Genomic DNA, 21058 nt, shown 5'->3' with positions numbered 1-21058 from the left:
CTTGTCTCCTCGGCAGAGACGTTCCGTTTTTGGTACAATAACTGTATATTCCGAAGACAGGTGATGAAACATGCTACAACAAGGCGAAATCTTAACACTTCTGCGCCACTTTCAGTACCATATCCAGAATGCTGTGCCTGTTGAGGTATATAGAGGCAGCGTGTATGTTGACATCGGTATGGTGACCGCCGTCGATGAAGGCTTTGTCGAGCTGCAGGGAACCCTGTATAACCGCAGTCTGTTCACCTTCATCTCGCGTCCAGGGTACTAAAAAGCGGCGCCGCATTACGCCGACAAGGGTTACATCTTCCTCGCGAAAGGTGTAACCCTTTTTTCTAGATATAAGGACTTATAGGTCTTACTCCATCCATCATCCTTATATTTCCCGCTGGAACGGAAGCCGCCTCATTTAGAGAGCGGGGAAGCCGTTTCCACTCGATATCTGCCAGTCTATTCGATCTCGAACAATTTGCTGATCGACAGCTCTTCATGAACGCGGATAATGGCCTCGCCCATGAGCGGGGCTACGGATAGAACCTTCAACTTGGAGGTCGGATTGTTGCTGCGAATTGGAATGGTATCCGTCACGATAATTTCTTTGATTGGAGAGTTTTCCAGACGTTCATGCGCAGGGCCGGATAATACAGGATGGGTACAGCAGGCGTATACTTCCTTCACGCCGCCTTCCATCAGGGCATTGGCACCAAGCACGATGGTTCCGGCTGTGTCGATGATATCATCGATCAGAATCGCTGTTTTGCCCTCGATGTTACCGATGATATTCATGACTTCGCTGACATTCGGCTCCGGACGGCGTTTGTCGATAATCGCCAGCGGTGCATTCAGGAAATCAGCCAGCTTTCTTGCCCGCACAACGCCGCCATGGTCAGGAGACACGACCACAGGGTTCTGAATCTGCTTGGAGCGGAAATATTGGGCCAGTATCGGAACACCCAGCAGATGATCCACCGGAATATCGAAGAAGCCTTGAATCTGCATCGCGTGAAGGTCCATAGTAATGACGCGGTGTGCCCCTGCTTTTTCAATCAGGTTCGCTACCAGCTTGGCCGTAATTGGATCACGGGAACGGGCCTTACGGTCTTGGCGCGCATACCCGTAATAGGGAATAACCACATTGATGCTCTTTGCGGAGGCGCGCTTGAGCGCGTCGACCATAACCAGAAGCTCCATAAGATTATCGTTAACCGGACCACAGGTGGACTGCACAATGTATACGTGACAGCCGCGGACGCTCTCTGACAGCTTAACCTGAATTTCTCCGTCGCTGAAGCTGGTGGTATGGGATTCCCCCATGGGAATACCGATATAATCAGCGATTTGACTAGCCAGCTTGGGATTGGAATTGCAGGTAAAAATCTTGAGTTTGGAATCACAATAAGTCATAAAATATAAACCCTCCGTGACGGAATTTAACTTCCAAGTGGCGCCGGCGCGGATTTGCGGGTCCGTCCGGCGCTTTGGCTTCTGGCGCTCTACGATGGACTCGACTGGTCTTTCTTTGCTTTGGCCCGGGCACGGATTTTTTCAGCATACCCTGGCTTGTTTTCCTGTCTTACTCTGGCAATGGCCAGATCATTCTCCGAAACCGAACGTGTGATAGTCGAACCTGCAACAACAAAGGCGCCTTTGCCCACTGTAACCGGAGCTACAAGGTTCACATTGCTGCCGATAAAGGCATCATCGCCAATCTCGGTTCTGGATTTATTATAGCCGTCATAATTGACGGTAATTGCACCGCAGCCCACATTAACATTCTTGCCAACTGTTGCATCGCCAACATAGCTTAGGTGCGATACTTTGGAGCCATCCCCAATGCTGGCATTCTTGATTTCCACGAAATCGCCGATTTTGACCTCTTCGCCAAGCACAGCGCCTGGTCGCAAATAGGCAAACGGCCCAACAGAGGTGCGTGCACCAACCTGTGCCTGATTCAGCACGGAGTGCTTAACTTCAGCACCGTTCATGATTACACAATTCTCAATCTCACTGGAAGGTCCGATGATGCAATCTTCTCCGATTACCGTCTTCCCTTTCAGGACAGTTCCCGGATAGAGTGTAGTGTCTGCTCCAATCACCACATCAGCTGCGATATAGGTTGAAGCAGGGTCAATAATGGTCACACCATTCAGCATATGCTGGCGGTTGATGCGCTGGCGCATCAGACTCTCCGCCTCCGATAAGGCCAAACGGTCATTAACGCCAATAGACTCCGCAGCATCATGAGCCTGATATCCCAGAACGATATCCCCCTGTGCCCGGAGTATGCCGATAACATCGGTCAAATAATATTCCTGCTGGTTGTTGTTGTTCGTGACCTTGTCCAGAGCTGCGAACAGCTTGGCGTTATCAAAACAATAAGTCCCTGTATTGATCTCGTTCACAGCAGCTTCCTCAGGAGTGCAGTCCTTCTGCTCCACAATCTTCTGTACGCCGCCATCTTCGCCGCGTATAATTCTCCCATAGCCTGCAGGCTGATCCATGACCGCCGTAAGTACGGTTGCGGCCGCGTTCTGGCCTTCATGCAAGGCCATAAGCCCTTCCAGCGTTTCTGCAGTTACGAGCGGCGTATCTCCGCAGATCACAATGGTTGTGCCTGCTTCACCGCCGAGAAGGTCCTTTGCCTGCTTTACGGCATGGCCTGTGCCCAGCTGAGTTTCCTGAAGCACATACTCCGCGTCCTGGCCTACATAAGCTTTCACTTTCTCTGCGCCATGACCGACAACTACAACAGTGCGCTGGCACCCGGTCGCTTTTACTGTATCAAGTACATGCCCAACCATCGGTTTGCCGCAGACGGGGTGCAGCACTTTGTATAATTTAGATTTCATGCGCTTGCCTTGACCTGCAGCAAGTACAACAGCCATTCTTTTCAAGAATGCCAACCTCCTACTTCTTTAGCTCACTACTGAATATATCTCATTCCGGGCAAAAAGAAAAGAGAACCATGAAGGCATGGTTCCCTTTTCTTCGAACCCCAATAAAAAACGGCATGGCCTTCAGCCGCCCGAACGAGGGCAGCCGTCCTTCAGAGTCAGCCCTTAGGCTCCCTCTTCAATGACCTCTTCTTCTTCAGTAGCGGCGCGATCATACTCGGCCAGAACCGCGGATTGAATCTTCTCGCGTGTTCCCGAAGAAATCGGGTGTGCGATATCGCGGAATTCCCCATCCGGTGTACGCTTGCTGGGCATTGCAACGAACATCCCGTTATTACCGTCGATAACGCGAATGTCATGAACAACAAACTCGTTATCAATTGTAATGGATGCGATTGCTTTCATTCTCCCCTCAGAGTTGACGCGGCGGAGTCTGACATCCGTAATTTGCATGTGTGTGTTCACCACCTTTTTCCATCAGAGACTTGGTGTATAATTCCACACAGCAAAGCGAATTCCTTCTTTTGGATTCCAAAAAATGGCTGATTAAGAAGAATATTTTTGCCGTACCAGCGTTTTCGACATATTTCGTGAAGTTCTCTGTGTATTCCTCATAGATTCGACATTATAGCCTATCTAGGAGATTTGGTTAGCTGCCGATTAGAAAACGAAATAATTCCCCGGATGTGCAGATATCCGCCGTCCTTTGGAATCGACCTCGCTTAGCTTTACGAGTGAGACATAGTCATGCAGAAGACGTTCCTCATTTTCCACTGCGCCGGATTCTACCAGCACCCCGACACCGGCAACCTCGGCATTGAATTCACCCAGCAGATCAACCATGCCGCGTACAGTGCCGCCAGCCTTCATGAAGTCATCCACAATCAGCACTCTGGACTTCTCCCGGAGCGCCCGTCTGGACAATGACATGGTGTGAATGCTCTTATGTGATCCCGAGACATAGTTGATGCTCACCGCCGAGCCTTCCGTAACCTGATGGTCGCGGCGGACCAGCACTACCGGCAGTCCCAGCTGCGCAGCCGTGGCATAAGCCAGAGGAATCCCCTTGGTCTCTACTGTCATTACCACATCAATCTCCACTCCATAGAAGGCTGTTGCAATAATCTTGCCGGCTTGCTCCATTAAGGATGGAAGACCGAGCAAGTCAGACATATACAAATAACCGCCAGGCAGGATCCGGTCGCTTTGTTCAAGCTGCCCGCACAGGCCGTCCACGAAGGCAAGCGCCATGTCAGTAGGCATCCGCGGGATATAGCGCACTCCCCGGCCGCACCGGCCAGTGTCTGCAGTTCTCCCATGCCTTCGCCTTCAAATACCTCTTTTATAATAGCCAAATCTTCACTGATGGATGACTTTGCTGCTCCATATCGGTCTGCAAATGTAGACAGCGGCAAAAGATCATGCGGTTTCTCAAGCAAAAATTGGGTCATATCTACCAAACGTTGGCTTCTTTTAAGTTTTTTCACGGAATGCTCCTCGCCAAAACCGAATATTATTAAAAATAATATCACTTTTGTACGGATTTATACAAGCATGGTAATCTTCCAGGCACTTTCAGGACAGCGCTCACTTAGCTCAGTGAACGTACGGCGTATACTTCTTTGCAAAAACCGCGCAGCCCGTTATAGATTCTGGCCACCTTCGATTGCTTCGACACTAGGCCGAACACCGTTGGCCCGCTGCCGGACATGAGCACCCCATCGGCGCCCAGCTTCACCATGGCTTCCTTCAGCTGCTGCACCTCCGGGTGCAGCTTCAGGGTCACATCCTCCAGCACATTGCCCAGACCCGCACAGACGGCCGCGAAGTCGCCTGCTTCGATGGCAGCCTGCATCCGGGACGCAGACGGATGCACCGCTATGCTGTTCGAGCGTACGTGTCCGTACACCTCAGCCGTCGATACATTGATCGGCGGCTTGGCCAGGACGACCCAGCACTGCGGCGGACTCGGGATCGGAGTCAGCCGTTCGCCTCTGCCCGTGGCCAGGGCAGTGCCGCCCGTGACGCAGAACGGGACGTCCGAGCCCAGCTCGGCTCCCAGTTCCTGCAGCTCCTGCGCCGGGATGCCCAGGCGCCAGAGCCGGTTCAGGCCGCGCAGGGTAGCCGCGGCATCACTGCTGCCGCCGGCGAGGCCGGCAGCGACCGGGATTCTTTTGTCCAGATGGATATGTACACCGCTCTTCACGTTGTAACGGTCTTTAATAAGCCTGGCCGCCTGGAAAGCCAGGTTCTTCTCGTCCAGTGGAATATAACCGGCCTGGCTTGAGATAATAATGGAGTCCCGCTTCAGCTCGGACAGCTCCAAACGGTCCGCCAGATCGACCATAGTCATGATCATTTCCACCTCATGGAACCCATCCGGGCGCTTGCTAAGCACATCCAGCATCAGATTAATTTTGGCCGGCGCTTTTTCATACATTTTCAAGGCGTTCACCCACCTTCACTTTTCCCGTAAAAACAACTTAACATATTATATGAGAAACTCGTAACGAAGTCCATTAAGATATATAAATCCTCATATTTTAACAAAAGTTCGGCACATGCCGAAAGAGGGTGCTGCCGTCCCGGCAACACCCCTCGTCCAACTGTTTACTGCAAAACCTATTCCGACCTCCGCGCTGCCTCTTCAGCGAGCTGGATGGCCCTTTTTACCATATTGCCGGCATCCTTCGCCCGGATTCCGCCCCAGCCTTCGCGTTCAACAGTCTCATAAAAACCCAGTTCTTTGGCCAGCTCCGTCTTCAGCTCTTCTGACATCATGCCCCGTTTTCTGCGGCTCATTAACGGAATTCCTCCTTAAAAAATGGATGACGAGATTGTTGCTGCTTTAGTATGCTGCCAAGACGCGGCGGCCATTCAGGCAAGATCAAACAAAAAACAGCCTCCCTCGCGGGAGACTGCCCAAAAACCATTAAGCTTTAATATACATAATCCGCATCTGCCCGTCATCTTCACACACTGTGATTTCCACAGATTCCGTAAGGATGTCAGCGTAGCTGTAGGAGACTCGCTTGAAGGTTTGCTGCTCCTGATCCAGTTTGACAATAAATACAGAAGGGTACGTTTCTTCCAGGACACCGGTGCGTTCAACGGTCTTCCGACGGCCACCGTTTGCACGCAACGTGATCTTATGACCGACGTGAGCTTCCAGACTGCGTTTAATTTCCAACAGCGCATTATTAGCCATTGCCTGACGACCACCTCTTTCCTTGTCCATTATACAACTTTCTATAACCATTGTCAAATTAAATAAATAATTATAGATGATGACAAAAACGTTGTCAACGGATTTTTTTTAGCGGGGTTCAATGCTGGCTTTAATCCCTTGTTAGCGGTAACAGTCAAACAAAGTGAAGTAACCGCCTGGACCGCCAACGATCCGCCCTTAAACAAAAAAGCCCCACCAAAGTGGGACTTTCCTGGATGTATAATCCGTTAACCGGCCGCTACATCATGACCGAAGGTGCTACCTTCAGGGTAGACAGGTTCTGCAGGCGGGGCATACCGATGCGGAAACTGCCACGGGTCTCGATTCCCCCCATGCCCTGGCTGCCGCTGATGGTATTGTTCAATACATCCCCCAGGCTGACAGAGTCCCGTATAGAGGTAAAAGATGCCTTTGCCGCTATATATACCGGGTCCAGGGCGTGGATCAATATTCTCCCGGGGGAGCTGGCAAAGTTAGCCCCTGCACCCAGCAGGGCTTCGAAATGCGACTGGCAGGCTCCCGCCACAATCGTCAGCGTGTCAAAATTGCGCTCATATTCCCTTGCAACCTGAACCGCAGTGACAAAGTTCTGCGAATTTTTATAGCTGTTCAGGCTGTAAAGATCGTAAGTATGCTGCTGCTTAAGCACTCCGTCATGTCCGGTAATCACCACAATATCCGGACGCACACGCGGCAGCAGCCGGTATAACGTTTCGGCCATCTTCGATTCGTGGACATGATGGCCCTCTGCGGGAATCCGCAGCTGCTCGTATAGACCAAGGCTCTTCTTCAAGTAAAGGGCATCCCCGTCGAGGTGAAGCACTTTTCCCGGTACCTCAAAGTATGCTGCTTCCTTGGGGGACTGGGGCCATACCCCGGTGAGGCTCTCTCCGCTGCGCTGGCTCTGCTCCTGCCGGTCTTTACGCAGTTTGGTCAACGATTCTGTTGCTTTAATCTGCGCCTGCTGCCCCCGCTCCGTAATACGGGTGGGAGGCACCTGAACCAAGTCGTCCAGGGGGGCATCCGCCAACAGGCGGAATTCGGTGCCTTTGATTACGGCCCCGTTCTGCACAATATTCTCCACCCGGAACGTTACATCGCCACCGTAAGATTTACGAACGACCAAGTCTCCTAAATTCATTTCAAACACCACCTCTATCCCATCGTATGGGCAAAGGCCCCGGTTGGTTCTTAATCGGCGGTGATTTGGCTTACACAATCCCGGCAGCAAGGAGCACAGCACTTAACCGGGCGTACTCCTCAAGGCTAAGTGTTTCCCCGCGGCGGCTTGGCTCAATTCCGGCTGCAGCGAGCAGGGACTCCAGCCGCTCCCGCCCCTCCTCCGGAAAGAACCTGGCCTTGAGGTTATTCGCAATCGTCTTGCGCCGCTGGGTGAAGGAAGCCTGCACGACCTCAAAGAAATGTTTTTCATCCGCAACCTCTACCGGCGGACGCTCCCTCACCTTAAGACGGATAACCGCCGACTCCACGTTGGGCTGTGGAATGAATACCGTACGCGGTACGATACAGACCAGTTCAGGTTCGCTGTAGTACTGCACGGCGATGCTGAGACTGCCATATTCCTTGCCGCCCGGGGAGGCTGCCATACGTTCAGCAACCTCCTTCTGGATCATTACAACGATGTTATCCAGGGGCAGCTTCTCTTCCAGCAGCTTCATGAGTATAGGTGTGGTCACATAATAAGGCAAATTGGCCACTACACTGACTCGCTCGACTGCGGCAAAATCCTCGGCAAACAGTTCCCGCAAGTTCACCTTCAGCACATCATCGTTACGGATTTTCACATGCGGATAAGAGGCCAGAACATCCCGCAGAATCGGAATCAGCCTCTGGTCGATCTCCACTGCCGTTACAGCTCCGGCTACAATGGCCAGCCTTTCGGTCAAGGCACCAATACCGGGGCCGATCTCCAATGCACCGGCGGCCTGATCCAGGCCTGCAGCATCCACAATCTTGTCCAGAATATTCTGGTCAATCAGAAAGTTCTGGCCCAGGCTTTTCTTGAATGAGAACCCGTACCGCTGAATAATTTCCTTGGTGCGTGCCGGGGATGAGATATTGTTGTTCCCGCTCATGAGGTAATGCCTCCCTGATCAATTTGCGCGAGAGCAATCGAAAATTCCTCCCGTGTAATGCCAAACATCGCCAGCCGCTTATATAATTGCTTGCCGTTGCAGTAGCCGATCCCGAGCAGATTGCCAAGCGCCATTCTCCGCTCTGCCGCCCGTGGATGCACCATCATCCCCGCAGCCATCAGGTCTTCCATCCCAATCAGGGCCGGGGCCCCCTCAAAGGAGGTGTGCACACGCTCAAGCGCATGGCGGATTGCCTCCGGGGAGGCATTTTCCACTCCTATGTCACCTTTCCGGGTAGCATCCTTTTCGGGAATGAACGCATGTTTGCAGCCCGGCACCTTGGAAGAGACAATCTTCCGGATGCGTTCGCCCGCATGATCAGGATCCGTAAGGATTATAACCCCTCTGCGTTCCATAGCGAGCGCAATCTTGGCGATGACCTTGCGGTCGACTGCCGATCCGCCGGTCTCGATAGTATCGGCTTCTACAGCCCGCTTTATGGCAACGGTGTCGCTTTTGCCTTCCACAACGATTAATTCCTTGATCATTTTTGTACTCCTTACTCTGCAACGCAAAAAGAAGAGGATTCGCTCCCCTTCTTTTTGGCTAAAGAATGTATAAGTGATGAGCGGCAGCTCTGTAATTCCACGCTCAGATTTCTGAGAATTCCTTAAGTGCTACCCTCACTATATCTTATATACCGCTAATTTGCAAAGCAGCCGCCACTTAGTTCAGTTCTGGCTTCACAGGCCCTATCACATAGATCGTGCGTGATTTCCGGCCAAAGTTACGGGCATGGCTCAGTGATTCATAATACACATCCACCTTGTTGCCTTTAATGGCACCGCCGGTATCCTCTGCACGGCGAAACCCAAGTCCCTCAATGTACACCCACCAGCCGATAGGGATTACGCTCGGATCCACAGCAATGGTCCGCCCTTCCGTTACGCGTGTGCCGGAAGCCGTACGGGTACCAATACCCGGCTCTTCCGATGAATAAGCCGTCATGGATACATTTCTGATCATTTTCTTGTACTCAAAATCTACGCCTGCTTTACTGGCAACATTGTTGCTTTTTGCGCTCACTTTGGATGTTTTAGAAGTCGTTGCTGATTTAGAAGTCGCAGTAGTGGCTACAACAGGTTTTGGAAGCGGTTTGGTACCAATGGCAATGATCTTGTCTTTGGTGACCGTCTGCACTTCCTTGCCAACCATACGCATGGATGCCAGCTCGCCATCTTGGTAGATTTTCTCGATGTGCTGGATCATTACGCCCGGCTTGCCCGCTTGTGCAACTCTTACGGTTCCCTTGGTCAGGGAGGGGTCTGCGGTCTTAATGACACGGAAAGGCAAAGCTGTTGTCCGTTGTACCACTTGCTTGTTGATCCGGACAATTTTGACTTCCATGTCTGCAGAAACTGCGGTGCCTAGCGAAGGGTAAATCTTGTCATAGCTTTCCAGGCCAATGCCCAGTTTGTCAATCGCCTGACCGAGTGTATCTTCGGTCGTGTACAACGTTTTGGTGGTCCCGTCCGTAGTGATCTTAATCGCCTGCGTACGGTTGATGACGACACGGTCTCCGTCCTTTATTTCATCACTAAGGCCAATAGATAAAGCATCATGCGGCTGCAGCGAAATTTGTTCCTTTGCCAGCACATCGCTGAGCAGCGCGTCCCGCGTCTCCAGCGTTTGTACCTTCCCGTCTATTACTAAAGTTATTTCTTTAATGCTTCGACCGTGTACGTACAGCAGAATTACCAGCGCGATAATAATTGAGGCCGCGCCTGCAAGCGAAAGTATGCGAGGATTCACTTGCTTCCACCGAAATGCGAAAGACCTGCTGGATGATTGCGAATCATGGGATACTTCTGGTTGGAATACGCCCACTCTCTCCATCCTCCTTACATAGCCCCGTCGTCCAAGTTGTATAACAAAGGTGACTTCATCACTTCTGACGAAACTAGGTTTGAGATTACACAGGATACGCCCGCATTGCTTTAGCGTTTCCTGCTCATGGATCGCCTGCTCGGCATAACTGCTCCAGATACCTGTTATATAACAGTATGCCGGGAACATTCGCATTATTCAAAAACAAAAAAAGCCCGAAAGAGTTCACAGAGGACTCTTTCGTGGCTCTCCGGTGTCAGAATACGCGGGAATGTTTATGCACGAGGTTTCCTCTCTTACTTACGCTTACGGGGTTAGCTGTCGGGTTCGGGCATAAGAGAGACGCCCTATCTCAGGTCACCCGCTCACGGCGGTTGCCCTCAAATTCACCCCAAAGACCACGTAAAGAAATCAAATAACGTCTGCGGCATTTCTGTGTTGTACTCATGTACGGACATGCGGCAGAGCATTATTGGTTCCCCCGTTCTCCATACGGAGACTCAGCGAGACGATCCATGAATTTGGTGACTGTCACAATAACAACAGCTCACTTCACTGAAAAGATGATATCCTGTTTTGATGCATGTTGTAAAGGAGCATTCAACCACGTTTACGCAAAAAAATGATTAAAATATTGTAATAATCAGCTGTTTCTATGTTAAAAAAGTTTAATATATCGGCTATACTTCTTTTTTCACCGCTTTTACTCCCGTTTTCAGACAATCCCAAATCGTTCCAGGGCGTTCGCATACGTAATTTCAGCTAATTCCTGTAAATCAATCCCTTTTATTTCCGCAGCAGCCTCAGCCACAAGCTTCACATAGGCACTCTCATTTCGCTTCCCCCGGAAGGGGTGCGGCGTCAGATATGGAGAGTCCGTTTCGATCAAAAGCCGGTCCATTGGAGTCTGGGCCAGCACCTCTTTTGGCACCCTCGCATTCTTAAAAGTTACAGGTCCCCCGAAGGACAAATGAAAGCCTAAATCAAGGCACATTTTGGCCGTTTCCCAGCTCCCGGAGAAGGAATGCATAACCCCGCCGATTTCATTCGCCTTCTCTTCGCGCAAGATCCGCACTACATCCTCGTGGGCATCCCGGTTATGAATACAGATAGGCATTTTTAGTTCACGGGCCAAACCGATCTGTTTGCGGAATACCTCGTGCTGTACCTCTTTTGGGGAAGTATCCCAATAATAATCCAGTCCGATTTCTCCAATGGCCACCACCTTTTTATGGCTGCACAGGGAAGCGATCCAGTCCATATCCCCCTCTTTCATGTCAATAGCGTCTACGGGATGCCAGCCGACAGCTGCATAAATATAATCATACGTCTCCGCCAATTTCATTGTCGTTGGAATCGTTTCCCGGTTAAATCCAATGTTAATCATCTTGCTGACTCCAGCCTCTAACGCGCGGGCAATGACCTCCGCACGATCCTCGTCGAATTGTGGGGCATCCAGATGAGTATGTGTGTCGAACAAGCGCATGCAACAACATCCTTTCAGGCTTAATTTCTATGATGAATTCCAGAAATTTTTGTATTATTTTGCAAAGATCCCGCCAATGGAAACAGGCAGCCGGGTAAGTGCCTTCTGCAGCTTATCCTGCGGAAAGTACAGGTGGTATCTGCCGCGGTGGATACCGCTGATCGAACGCACAATATCAGATACCTCAGAGATTTCGCGCAGCTTGTCATGGCGGTCAAGCAGCAAAATCTGCTTGCTGTCAAAGCCCTCTCCCGGACGGAACACATCGTAGGGCAGATCTGTCGGATAATCGATTTCCAGGTCGTAATCCGGATGCAGTCCGGCACCGGCAAAACTGCGGCGGATTTCGTCAATGGTCTCTGAATCGAGATGATCCATCTCCACATATTTATACAGTTTACGATGAATAAAACGGCTGCACAAGTTAGTCAGTATTTCATCGTCTTCCAGCGTCCACTGCATGAAGGCCGTTTGGACCAGGGCCTCGTCCAGGAGTAAATATTGTTCTACATTGATCTCTCCGCCGAACAAATCGCTGAGCGGGTTGATCATAAAACGGAATGAGTAGCCTTCCTGGAAAAGCTCTTTCGCCCTCCGGAAAATCTGCCTTAAAATAATTTCCGAGCTGCGTGTAACCGGATGGAAATAAACCTGCCAATACATCTGGTAACGTGACATTAAGTAATCCTCAATGGCATGCATACCCGATTCTTTTACGACAACACGGCCATTATAGGGCCGCAGCATTCGCAAAATACGGTCAATATCGATGGTCCCATAATTCACCCCGGTATAATACGCATCCCGCAGCAAATAATCCATCCGATCCGCATCCAGAGGGCCTGACACCAGGTTGACAACAATCTCATGTTCATACGTTTTGGCAATCACAGATGCAACCTTTTGCGGGAAATCCTCGCCTACTTCGCGTAAAATCGCTGTAATTTCCGTGTTCTCCTGTATAATTCTGCAGGTCCAGTCCTCATGATTCATTTCAAAAGCTTCTTCTATAGAATGGGAGAAAGGGCCATGTCCCAAATCATGCAGCAGTGCTGCACATAAAGTCAGCAGACTTTCCTCCGGCATCCAATCCTTATAACCGCTTCGCTCAAATTGGGAGATGATTCTTCTGGTAATTTCATAAACGCCCAATGAATGGGAAAAACGGCTGTGCTCCGCCCCATGAAAAGTCAGGTAGGAGGTGCCGAGCTGGCGGATCCGCCGCAGACGCTGAAATTCCCTGGTATTGATTAATCGCCAGATCATCGTGTCCTGGACATGAATATAATTGTGAACCGGGTCTTTAAAAACCTTTTCTTCCGTCAACAGCTGCTTCATAAGATCAACTCCTTCAAATAATAGGATTAGGAATCGGCTGAAATAAGGGGTATAATAGTATATGTTGTCGTACTTTGTCGAATAATGACGTTTTAACGATTTACAAATCGACAAATTCCTTTTTAGGTATTTCTCTTGTCATTTGAGTTGATTATAAGCGCTACAAAAGTTTTTTTTCAAAATCCCCTGAAAATTAACCACAAAAAAGGTTGACTGTTTTGGGAATGGTTGGTATTATAAGTATCATAAAACGGTGAACAATGTCGAATAATGACGCTTTTGAACATTGAGAGGAGCAACGATTGAAATGATGAAATCAACAGGAATTGTAAGAAAAGTCGACGAGCTAGGACGGGTTGTTATTCCAATCGAATTGCGCCGCACACTGGGCATTGGAGAAAAAGATGCGCTCGAAATTTACGTGGACGGTGAGCGGATCATGCTTAAAAAATACGAGCCTGCTTGCATCTTCTGCGGCAATGCTGAGAATGTAACCTACTTCAAAGGAAAAATTGTTTGTCACGATTGTATTTCCGCCATCCCTACCCCTGTGACAAATTAAAACAAATCGGTTATAATAAGAACTAATCCAATTGTTAATTCTAACCTTTTTATATCTCCTTGGCCTCCCGTGTTTGCGGGGGGTATTTTTTATGCTTTTTACCCTCCCAAACCCTCCCTACAGGGAGGGCCCCAAGGGCTCCCGCCCTCTGGACACCCGGAAGCTTGTCTAACTGTGAGGGTACGCGTAAGGAAGCAGCGGTTGGCGGCGGACCGACCCTCTTTCGGGCAAGCCCTCGGGGCCCTGTCATGCGAAGGGTTCCGCCATAGGCTTTGCTTCTATGGCGGCTGCGCAAGACGCTCCCGGGTAACGGACGGCGCAGCGAGACCGCTCTCCCTTCGGGAATCGCTTGACGCCGGCACTTTTCTGTGACGGTGGTGCTCGCTGGTTACTGGCGGGTGAGCGGCTTTTGGTGCATTGGAGCGCTCTCCCTGCGGGAATCGCTTGACTGCGAGCTACAACTTATACTAGGCTTGACCCGATTAGCTTTGGCAAATTTGGATAACCACATTCAATAAAGTTATTTTATACCAAATTGCGAATAATTAATTATACTTTATACCCTTACACCCAAATAAATACTCAAATTTCTCCCCTTACCCTATATATAACTCTACAAAATACATTTACTAGAGTAAAGGGCTGGATTTAAACCAGCCCCTCCTCATCAAACCGTACGTGAGGTTTTCCCTCATACGGCTTTCCGATGTTTGTCATTCATGGGCATGCAGATCACAATAGCGTTTTCAGTCCATACATGTTGGCAATATACTTAACCTCAGATAATGAACTCATCCATCTTCTACGTTGTCTCTTCTTCGCATACCACCGGGTTAATCTCTGCAAAATATACCAATCCAGCTTAGTTAACCTCTTTTGGCTATAGTTCGTGTAGTAGTAATTTCTCCATCCTTGAATTTTTGGATTGAGCCATTCCACCTGTTCCGCGAACGATCTTGAGCGCATGCTCGGCGGTGCTAATCTGTTTTTGACCACGCCTCGGATCCGTTCCTCTGCCTTCTTCGTTAGCCACTGTTGCGTGGTATAATATACCTTCCCTTGAGAAGTTTCTGCTTTCGTTTTTCGGTGGTGCATTCCTAAAAAGTCGAACCCTTCGTCTCCTGTCCACAAGCCTACAATTCGGGTTTTCGTCGGGTGTAGGGTGAGTTCCAGACGTTCCATGATTCTGCGTATGAGTTCATACGCATGTTCGGCGTCCTTTTTGGTTTTGCAGACCACTACAAAGTCGTCTGCATACCTTGTCAGCTCTCCCAATCCACTTCCGTGTTTCTCCCACAATCGGTCAAAGTAGTGCAGGTAGATATTCGCCAGCAGCGGTGAAATGACGCCACCTTGCGGAGTGCCTAAATCAGATCGCTTTACGTTTCCTTCTTCCATGACTCCCGCCTGTAGCCACTTCCGTATTAATTTCAGGATCCGCCTGTCATTGATACGCATCTGTATCAATTTCATGAGCTTCTCTTGATTAATATTGTCGAAGTAACCTTGGATATCGACGTCGACTACCCAATTCCCTTTGCGGTTGCAGGCTTTCCGAATTCGTTCCAACGCTCCTTTCGCACTTCGTTTCGGACGAAATCCGTAAGAGACTTCTTCGAAGTCTGCTTCGAAGATGGGTTCAATTACCAGCTTAGTTGCCATCTGTATGACTCGGTCGCGAACAGTGGGTATGCCCAGCGGTCTTAGCTTCCCGTCTTTCTTTGGGATAAAGTGCCGCCGTACGGGCTGGGGATAGTAGTTGCCTTCTTTCAATTCTCTCTCGCAAGCCTTGAGGAAGCTTGTTTCTCCTTGTTCCTCAATATCTGCGAGCGTCACGGCATCTACTCCTGCAGCCCCCTTATTCGCCTTCACCCGTTTCCAGGCTTCGCACAGCACGTCCCAGCGGTGGATTTTGTCGTACAGGGCATGGAATTTACGCTTGCTGTTCTCCTTGGCCGCATGACCTAGCTTTTCTTGGAGTTCTTGAACTTTTTCCTTTGGTGTCGTTAGCCCTTTGGCATTCACTCACTCGTACCTCCTCCAAAAGCATAAACAAAGCAGGGCTCCTTCCCTCCCTAAGGTTATGTTGTCCTTAGGTTCTTCGGTACTATGAGCCCCTCGGACTCCCTTCCCACAGACGGTTCACTTCGTCTTCTGGACTTATAGAGCGTCTCTTTACGGGTTCCTACAAAAAAAAATTCTCCCGTGTGGGGGAGGGTCTCCCCAGTTCACTGCACTATCTTTCAATCCATGCCGTTCCCATTACGCCGGAGGGTTCTTCACTGCTGTTCCAAGTTCTGCACAGTTTCCTTGGCCTTCGTCCATAGTTGCGGGACTCGGCTCCCTCTGTTCCCCTTCGCAGGGCCTTTTTGACGACGCGGCAGGATTCACTTGATGTTGCGGCCTGGATTGTTGCTCGCCCAGTCTCTGACTGATACTTTTGTCGATGCGCTTTTACACACAGATTTCGCCATATGCAAGCATCCTAGCTACAAAGGTGGCTTGGTCCCTCCCTTGGTTGGACTTTCACCAACTAGATAATGCGTACTTCTGGGCACGCCAACCAATAAAAGGAATGAATTCTTCTAAAAAATGTATAACACAGTTATTTCTTGGTGTTATTCCTTGTTTCTTATTCCCTCTCCAGCAGCGCATTGTAAATATCACGTTTGGCCAGGCCGCGGTCGGATGCTGCTTTTTTCATCGCATCTTTACGTGTCTGTCCAGAAGTTTCATAGTAGTTTACATGCTCCTCAATGCTCAGCTCACGCCACCATGAGGATTCTGCAAGCTCGGCCTCCTCTTTGCTCTCACCCTCCAGCACGATCACATACTCACCCAGCGGTGGATGCTCCGACAGCCAGACCAGGCACTCCTCAATAGTGCCGCGAAGGAATTCCTCATAACGTTTGGTCAGCTCACGGGCCAGCACAATCCGGCGGTTGCCGAACGCCTCCTGTAGGTGGGCCAATGTTTTCGATACGCGGTGCGGTGATTCATAGAACAACAAGGTCCCTTGCGCAGAACGGAGGCCTGACAGCACACTACGGATATCTTTACGCTCTCTGGGCAGAAAACCGATGAAAGTGAAGCTGGTTGTAGGCAAACCGGAGGCGATCAGCGCAGACAGCGCTGCGTTGGCTCCAGGGATCGGAATCACGGGAATGCCGTGACTGACCGCAAGTGCCACGAGGTCCGCTCCAGGGTCGGAAATAGCCGGCAGACCGGCATCGCTGACCAGTGCCAAATTTTTACCTTCTATTATATAGCGTATCAGCTCAGGTCCACTGGCAGCCTTATTATGCTCATGATAGCTGAACAGCATCGATGGTGTAATTTCAAAATGACTGAGCAGTTTGCGGGTCTGCCGCGTATCCTCGGCAGCGATAATATCGCATTCCCGCAGAGTACGGACAGCACGATAGGTCATATCCTCCAGATTACCAATGGGTGTCGCCACCAGATATAATGAGCCTGTTGCTTCTGGCTGATTTTCATTCCTGTTTTGAAAGCTGCTTTGACACAAGATTGTCATAATTTACCCTCTTTAGCTCCATAGTAAATATCCAGAATTTCCGGACAATATTGATTGTCCTCATTATATACGATCAGTGGAGGTTGTAAACGCACCTCAGGCTTGCCGTCCCGCGCGGCTTCAATCAATACCATATTGGCCTCCAAATGGGCACGCGGGTGAACAAAACGGATCAGCTTCGGTTCCAGCCTGTATTGTCTCATCAGACTGATGATATCCACCAGACGCTGTGGCTTGTGAACCATGCTTACCTTGCCCCCGGTACGGACCAGCCGGACACAGGCCTGAATGACTTCCTCCAGGGTACAGCCCAGCTCGTGGCGGGCCATAGCCTGATGGCTATTCAGCTTAAGATCGCTTCCGTTCAGCGGCATATAAGGAGGATTGACAGTTATGGCATCGTATACACCGTATCCTGCTGTAAGGTGCAGCTCACGCAAATCCCCCTCATGGATGGTTACCCGTTCCCCAAGGTTATTCATTACTACACTTCGCCGGGCCATATCCGCCAGACGAGGCTGGATTTCAATACCTTCTATCGAAGCCTTGGTCCGTGTAGTCAGCAGCATTGGAATCACCCCGTTGCCTGTACATAAATCAAGCACTCTGCCCCGGTGTGGAACACTGGCAAAGCGTGCAAGCAATACAGCATCCATCGAAAAGCTGAACACCTCGTCGCTTTGGATAATCCGCAAATCATGCGTCAATAAATCGTCCACCCGCTCGGCAGGATGCAGCGGAACCGGCTCATCGTTATAAGAATTCGTCATTATCTTCTCCTTCTTGGAATCACACATGCTTCAGAGCATAAACCCCTCTAAATTCAAAAAAAACCGTAGGCGTAAATCTCCTACGGCTGGATTTCCTCATTTATTAAGAAACGAAAGACAGAACAGGCAGTCACCCTCTGTACGCAAATGCCCAAAATAGACATTGCAGATGTGAAAACCTTCATGATAGAGCCGCGCCAGATTGTCATAACCTTCCCCGACAACCTCCTCTGCTCCCTCACTGGCGGCCAAAAGAGCCTCCGCTTCTGCAGAATGGGCAGCAGGGTCCAACGGCGCCTCCCGCTTCAATATTTTGCGGAGCTGTTCATTCTCCAAGCTCAGCCTCTGGTTGGCTTCCATTAATTCTTTAACCGTCAACTTCCATTCTCCGAGACTGGCGCGCATGCTTTCCATCTGCGCTTCCATCTCCTGCATGTGTGCAAAAATATTCATCTTCTCCAAGTTTCCACCCCGAAAGTAACCTTATATGGTTTACTTGACGACAACATCATCCATTGGAAGTTCCTTTACTTTGCCCACTTCGAACAACTGCACATGAACCGTGCGGCTTCCAGCATTGATGCCTACAACCTTACCCTCACCCAATGAGGTTATGACAAGCTTGCCTACCGCCGGCATTTCTTCCTTCGTACTTTCGTAATTATCATGCTCAAATTTCAAGCAACACATGAGTCTTCCGCAAAGACCGGAAATTTTTGTGGGATTCAGCGAAAGATTCTGATCCTTGGCCATCTTAATGGATACCGGCTCGAAGTCGCCAAGCCAGGAGGAACAGCAGAGCACCCGCCCGCAGGGCCCCAGTCCGCCGAGCATCTTGGCTTCGTCACGGACTCCTATCTGCCGGAGTTCAATTCGGGTACGGAAAATGCTTGCCAAATCCTTAACCAGCTCACGGAAATCGACTCTTCCTTCAGCGGTGAAATAAAAGATGATCTTATTGCGGTCAAACGTAAATTCCACATCCACGAGCTTCATTTTGAGGCCATGATCGCGGATTTTATTTAAACAGGTGGTAAAAGCATCCTTTGCGGCGCCTTTGTTCTCTTCCACCACACGTGCATCCGTTTCACCGGCAATCCGCATGACTTTTTTGAGAGGCAATACCACATCAGCTTCCTCAACCTCTTTTTTCCCTACGACAACTTTACCGTATTCGACCCCTCTTGCTGTCTCCACAATTACGCACTGGTCGCGTTCAATCGGAAAATCAAGCGGATCAAAATAATATATTTTACCCGCTTTTTTGAAGCGGACACCTACTACGCTGTACAAAAATTAACCCCCTTGTTTGCCGGTAAAAGGAACCCCTAAGCAAGTCCGCTCCCTGGTGATCCATGCTTGTCCTTCCTTATCCGTTAAACCCGTACTTCCAGGTTGAAGCGTTGATCCGGAGGATATATCAAGACTAACCCTTAACTTTCCAGTCGGATTAGGAATTGCTCCAGACACAACTGGGCATTAGCGTTGGAACGCAGCTTCCCCTTGCTCTCTGCAGCGAATTCCATATAAGCCACCCATTGCTCCGTGCTCCGTTGACGGGCATGTCTGGAAATAAAGTCTAACTGATCTATGAAAACGATACTTTCGTGCTTTCGGTACAGGAAGTACAGCATATCTTTGAACCATAAGTGGAACATGCTGAACAGGATATCCAAATGTTCACCGAGCCCGGTCTTGAACAGCTTCTGCCCGGCGGTTGCTACCGCGGAACTGCCCTTGCCCAAAGACTCCTTCGCTAATTGTAACACTAGATTTCTCATTTCTGCAAACCAATTCTGTGCCAAAAGTTCCCTGCAGCCATCAAGACCCGAGGTCAGTGATACCGCGCACCGTGCCAGTGGCACTGGAACCCCCTCGCTGGACAGTGCCTGGAGCATAATCTCTGGATGCAGCGGGCTGAAAGGGATGCGCTGAGTTCTTGACTGGATTGTCGGCAGCAGGGAACTGCTGTTGTCGGAAATGAGAATGCCCACCGCGGGTGCCGGGGGCTCCTCCAGAAACTTAAGCAGGCTGTTTGCGGCCTGCACCGTCATTTTGTCCGCTCCTTCTATAATATACACCTTCGGATTCACGCCCTCTGAGCGGTATGAGAACATACGCTGCAGCTCACGGATCTGATCGATTTTAATGCTTGTCCCATCAGGCTTCAGCAGCGATAAATCCGGATGATTGCCATGTTCCACCTTGCGGCATTCGAGGCATTCCCCGCAGGCATCATCTTCACAGGTGGTGCAAAATATAGCTTGCGCGAACATTAGCGCCGTCTTCATCTGGCCGCTTCCGGATGGACCCGTGAACAGATAGGCGTGGCTCACGGCATCCTTGCGCAGCGCGTTTTGAAGCAGCCGTTTGGCATCCTCCTGGCCTAATATATCATGAAAAGACATATATTCCTCCAAGTCTTTTAAAAAGAAAAGTTAATCAGCAGACCACGGATTTCCCCTACACGCCCCAGCAGATCAATACGGCCCTGCTCGCTTTCCAGCAGATCATCAGCCAAATTGAGCAGCGCTGCATCGATTTCTTCCAGCAGCTTATAGCGTTTGCCGCGTCCACGGCGGTCCCAGCCCTTGGTTTCCTTCAGAATAACACCGCGCCGGGCGGTTTCCTCCAGAAACTTCTTGATCATGTTGCGGTAAATGGCCAGTTCACGCACTGTCATGGATTTAGCCAGGCGGTCACCTTGCTGCTGAATATCCTTGATCTTCTGGTTCAGTTCATCCATCGTCTTCTGCTCGCCCTGCTGCTGAAAAATATCAGTAAAGGTTTTCTGCTGAACGGGCCTTCCCGTTCCTTCAGCTGTCGGCAGCTCACTTTTTAAGGGCCTGTAGCCGGGATTGATTTTCATAGGTTTCCACCGCCCTTTATGGGGTATCGCTTTATATTATACTCAATAATGCTCAAAACGATCGACAGGAAGCACGAATACTGTGGCTCCGCCAACCTGAACCTCTACAGGAAGCGGCAAATAAGAATCGGTTGTACCGCTCATTGGTGTAACAGGAGTGACAAGCTGCTCACGCACCTTGCAACTGTTGCGAATAACCGTTAATACAGCTTCAACCTGAGAGTCATCTACACCAATCATAAATGTGGTATTGCCTGCCCGCAAAAACCCGCCTGTACTGGCCAGCTTCGTTGCACGGAAGTTTGCTTTGACTAGTTCACTCGACAACCGGTTACTGTCTTTGTCCTGGATAATTGCAATGATCAGATTCATCTTCGCTATCCCTCCTAAAA

The 21058-nt window shown here is 50.0% G+C and carries 22 protein-coding genes, 1 pseudogene and 1 riboswitch; of the genes and pseudogenes, 2 read left to right on the top strand and 21 right to left on the bottom strand.

The features are described 5' to 3' along the window. The first annotated feature begins 70 nt into the window (after positions 1 to 70). Positions 71 to 271 carry a hypothetical protein gene (locus JI735_RS08845; protein ID WP_020425823.1) on the top strand — a complete coding sequence of 67 codons (201 nt, stop codon included), beginning with the start codon at positions 71 to 73 and terminating at the stop codon, positions 269 to 271. 179 nt (positions 272 to 450) lie between these two features. Here the strand turns inward: JI735_RS08845 and JI735_RS08840 are convergent, their stop codons facing one another. From JI735_RS08840 to JI735_RS08780, 13 genes and pseudogenes are all read right to left on the bottom strand, one after another. Further along, entirely contained in the window at positions 451 to 1404 is a 954-nt protein-coding gene (locus tag JI735_RS08840) for a ribose-phosphate diphosphokinase (RefSeq protein ID WP_020425824.1), read from the bottom strand. Between the two features lie 89 nt (positions 1405 to 1493). Continuing rightward, positions 1494 to 2894, bottom strand: a complete 1401-nt coding sequence (glmU, locus tag JI735_RS08835) for a bifunctional UDP-N-acetylglucosamine diphosphorylase/glucosamine-1-phosphate N-acetyltransferase GlmU (RefSeq protein ID WP_039835475.1) — start codon at positions 2892 to 2894, stop codon at positions 1494 to 1496. 165 nt (positions 2895 to 3059) lie between these two features. Beyond that, positions 3060 to 3347 carry a septation regulator SpoVG gene (gene spoVG, locus JI735_RS08830; protein ID WP_020425826.1) on the bottom strand — a complete coding sequence of 96 codons (288 nt, stop codon included), beginning with the start codon at positions 3345 to 3347 and terminating at the stop codon, positions 3060 to 3062. 207 nt (positions 3348 to 3554) lie between these two features. Next, a pseudogene (purR, locus tag JI735_RS08825) lies at positions 3555 to 4381 on the bottom strand (pur operon repressor). Between the two features lie 104 nt (positions 4382 to 4485). Beyond that, entirely contained in the window at positions 4486 to 5340 is an 855-nt protein-coding gene (gene ispE / locus JI735_RS08820; protein WP_039835476.1) for a 4-(cytidine 5'-diphospho)-2-C-methyl-D-erythritol kinase, read from the bottom strand. Between the two features lie 176 nt (positions 5341 to 5516). Continuing rightward, positions 5517 to 5696 (bottom strand): small, acid-soluble spore protein, alpha/beta type, encoded by a 180-nt coding sequence (locus JI735_RS08815; protein ID WP_020425829.1) that lies wholly within the window; start codon positions 5694 to 5696, stop codon positions 5517 to 5519. A 130-nt stretch (positions 5697 to 5826) separates the two neighbouring features. Further along, positions 5827 to 6102, bottom strand: coding sequence for a biofilm formation stimulator Veg (gene veg / locus JI735_RS08810; RefSeq protein WP_019914493.1), 276 nt, complete (start codon positions 6100 to 6102; stop codon positions 5827 to 5829). A gap of 259 nt (positions 6103 to 6361) precedes the next feature. Further along, positions 6362 to 7264 carry a sporulation peptidase YabG gene (yabG, locus tag JI735_RS08805; RefSeq protein WP_202677320.1) on the bottom strand — a complete coding sequence of 301 codons (903 nt, stop codon included), beginning with the start codon at positions 7262 to 7264 and terminating at the stop codon, positions 6362 to 6364. A gap of 70 nt (positions 7265 to 7334) precedes the next feature. Beyond that, positions 7335 to 8219, bottom strand: coding sequence for a 16S rRNA (adenine(1518)-N(6)/adenine(1519)-N(6))-dimethyltransferase RsmA (rsmA, locus tag JI735_RS08800; protein WP_039835479.1), 885 nt, complete (start codon positions 8217 to 8219; stop codon positions 7335 to 7337). Beyond that, the gene (rnmV, locus tag JI735_RS08795) at positions 8216 to 8767 is read right to left on the bottom strand and encodes a ribonuclease M5 (protein WP_202677319.1); all 552 of its coding nucleotides are present in this window, start codon (positions 8765 to 8767) and stop codon (positions 8216 to 8218) included. The genes rsmA and rnmV overlap by 4 nt, the downstream gene beginning before the upstream one ends. A gap of 178 nt (positions 8768 to 8945) precedes the next feature. Further along, complete coding sequence (locus JI735_RS08790) at positions 8946 to 10106, bottom strand: resuscitation-promoting factor (RefSeq protein WP_039833106.1); 1161 nt, start codon at positions 10104 to 10106, stop codon at positions 8946 to 8948. 288 nt (positions 10107 to 10394) lie between these two features. Further along, positions 10395 to 10622, bottom strand: a riboswitch (cyclic di-AMP (ydaO/yuaA leader). Between the two features lie 199 nt (positions 10623 to 10821). Beyond that, on the bottom strand, positions 10822 to 11592 hold the full coding sequence (locus JI735_RS08785; protein WP_039833105.1) for a TatD family hydrolase: 771 nt from the start codon (positions 11590 to 11592) through the stop codon (positions 10822 to 10824). 54 nt (positions 11593 to 11646) lie between these two features. Continuing rightward, positions 11647 to 12930, bottom strand: a complete 1284-nt coding sequence (locus JI735_RS08780; RefSeq protein ID WP_039833104.1) for an HD domain-containing protein — start codon at positions 12928 to 12930, stop codon at positions 11647 to 11649. 307 nt (positions 12931 to 13237) lie between these two features. Between JI735_RS08780 and JI735_RS08775 the strand changes: the two genes are divergently transcribed. Next, positions 13238 to 13492, top strand: coding sequence for an AbrB/MazE/SpoVT family DNA-binding domain-containing protein (locus JI735_RS08775; protein ID WP_020427913.1), 255 nt, complete (start codon positions 13238 to 13240; stop codon positions 13490 to 13492). A gap of 732 nt (positions 13493 to 14224) precedes the next feature. Here JI735_RS08775 and ltrA read toward each other — a convergent pair. The 8 genes from ltrA to JI735_RS08730 all read right to left on the bottom strand — a co-directional run bounded on the left by ltrA (position 14225) and on the right by JI735_RS08730 (position 21038). Continuing rightward, a complete protein-coding gene (ltrA, locus tag JI735_RS08765) occupies positions 14225 to 15517 on the bottom strand; it encodes a group II intron reverse transcriptase/maturase (RefSeq protein ID WP_202676244.1) in 1293 nt (430 codons plus the stop codon). A 607-nt stretch (positions 15518 to 16124) separates the two neighbouring features. Next, positions 16125 to 17027: a 16S rRNA (cytidine(1402)-2'-O)-methyltransferase gene (gene rsmI / locus JI735_RS08760; RefSeq protein ID WP_039833498.1), complete on the bottom strand. Its 903-nt coding sequence runs from the start codon at positions 17025 to 17027 to the stop codon at positions 16125 to 16127. After that, positions 17024 to 17797 (bottom strand): tRNA1(Val) (adenine(37)-N6)-methyltransferase, encoded by a 774-nt coding sequence (locus JI735_RS08755; protein WP_039833497.1) that lies wholly within the window; start codon positions 17795 to 17797, stop codon positions 17024 to 17026. The genes rsmI and JI735_RS08755 overlap by 4 nt, the downstream gene beginning before the upstream one ends. A 96-nt stretch (positions 17798 to 17893) precedes the next feature. Further along, positions 17894 to 18259: an initiation-control protein YabA gene (locus JI735_RS08750; RefSeq protein ID WP_039833496.1), complete on the bottom strand. Its 366-nt coding sequence runs from the start codon at positions 18257 to 18259 to the stop codon at positions 17894 to 17896. Positions 18260 to 18289: 30 nt separating this feature from the next. After that, positions 18290 to 19090 (bottom strand): PSP1 domain-containing protein, encoded by an 801-nt coding sequence (locus JI735_RS08745; protein ID WP_039833495.1) that lies wholly within the window; start codon positions 19088 to 19090, stop codon positions 18290 to 18292. Positions 19091 to 19230: 140 nt separating this feature from the next. Further along, complete coding sequence (gene holB / locus JI735_RS08740) at positions 19231 to 20205, bottom strand: DNA polymerase III subunit delta' (RefSeq protein WP_039833492.1); 975 nt, start codon at positions 20203 to 20205, stop codon at positions 19231 to 19233. A 17-nt stretch (positions 20206 to 20222) separates the two neighbouring features. Next, entirely contained in the window at positions 20223 to 20666 is a 444-nt protein-coding gene (locus tag JI735_RS08735; protein ID WP_020427906.1) for a YaaR family protein, read from the bottom strand. A gap of 42 nt (positions 20667 to 20708) precedes the next feature. Then, on the bottom strand, positions 20709 to 21038 hold the full coding sequence (locus tag JI735_RS08730) for a cyclic di-AMP receptor DarA (RefSeq protein ID WP_020427905.1): 330 nt from the start codon (positions 21036 to 21038) through the stop codon (positions 20709 to 20711). Positions 21039 to 21058: the final 20 nt, after the last annotated feature.

This window comes from Paenibacillus sonchi (assembly GCF_016772475.1).
GTDB lineage: Bacteria > Bacillota > Bacilli > Paenibacillales > Paenibacillaceae > Paenibacillus_AQ > Paenibacillus_AQ sonchi.
This window is presented reverse-complemented; position numbering and strand designations above follow the sequence as displayed.

Bases quoted from the DNA above. Each gene is read 5' to 3' on its own strand.
- JI735_RS08840 (WP_020425824.1), bottom strand. From the start codon at position 1,404: ATGACTTATTGTGATTCCAAACTCAAGATTTTTACCTGCAATTCCAAT.
- JI735_RS08845 (WP_020425823.1), top strand. From the start codon at position 71: ATGCTACAACAAGGCGAAATCTTAACACTTCTGCGCCACTTTCAGTAC.
- JI735_RS08775 (WP_020427913.1), top strand. From the start codon at position 13,238: ATGATGAAATCAACAGGAATTGTAAGAAAAGTCGACGAGCTAGGACGG.
- veg (WP_019914493.1), bottom strand. From the start codon at position 6,102: ATGGCTAATAATGCGCTGTTGGAAATTAAACGCAGTCTGGAAGCTCAC.
- JI735_RS08730 (WP_020427905.1), bottom strand. From the start codon at position 21,038: ATGAATCTGATCATTGCAATTATCCAGGACAAAGACAGTAACCGGTTG.
- rsmI (WP_039833498.1), bottom strand. From the start codon at position 17,027: ATGACAATCTTGTGTCAAAGCAGCTTTCAAAACAGGAATGAAAATCAG.
- JI735_RS08815 (WP_020425829.1), bottom strand. From the start codon at position 5,696: ATGAGCCGCAGAAAACGGGGCATGATGTCAGAAGAGCTGAAGACGGAG.
- rsmA (WP_039835479.1), bottom strand. From the start codon at position 8,219: ATGAGCGGGAACAACAATATCTCATCCCCGGCACGCACCAAGGAAATT.
- spoVG (WP_020425826.1), bottom strand. From the start codon at position 3,347: ATGCAAATTACGGATGTCAGACTCCGCCGCGTCAACTCTGAGGGGAGA.
- yabG (WP_202677320.1), bottom strand. From the start codon at position 7,264: ATGAATTTAGGAGACTTGGTCGTTCGTAAATCTTACGGTGGCGATGTA.
- holB (WP_039833492.1), bottom strand. From the start codon at position 20,205: ATGTCTTTTCATGATATATTAGGCCAGGAGGATGCCAAACGGCTGCTT.
- JI735_RS08785 (WP_039833105.1), bottom strand. From the start codon at position 11,592: ATGCGCTTGTTCGACACACATACTCATCTGGATGCCCCACAATTCGAC.
- JI735_RS08780 (WP_039833104.1), bottom strand. From the start codon at position 12,930: ATGAAGCAGCTGTTGACGGAAGAAAAGGTTTTTAAAGACCCGGTTCAC.
- JI735_RS08755 (WP_039833497.1), bottom strand. From the start codon at position 17,797: ATGACGAATTCTTATAACGATGAGCCGGTTCCGCTGCATCCTGCCGAG.
- JI735_RS08735 (WP_020427906.1), bottom strand. From the start codon at position 20,666: ATGAAAATCAATCCCGGCTACAGGCCCTTAAAAAGTGAGCTGCCGACA.
- rnmV (WP_202677319.1), bottom strand. From the start codon at position 8,767: ATGATCAAGGAATTAATCGTTGTGGAAGGCAAAAGCGACACCGTTGCC.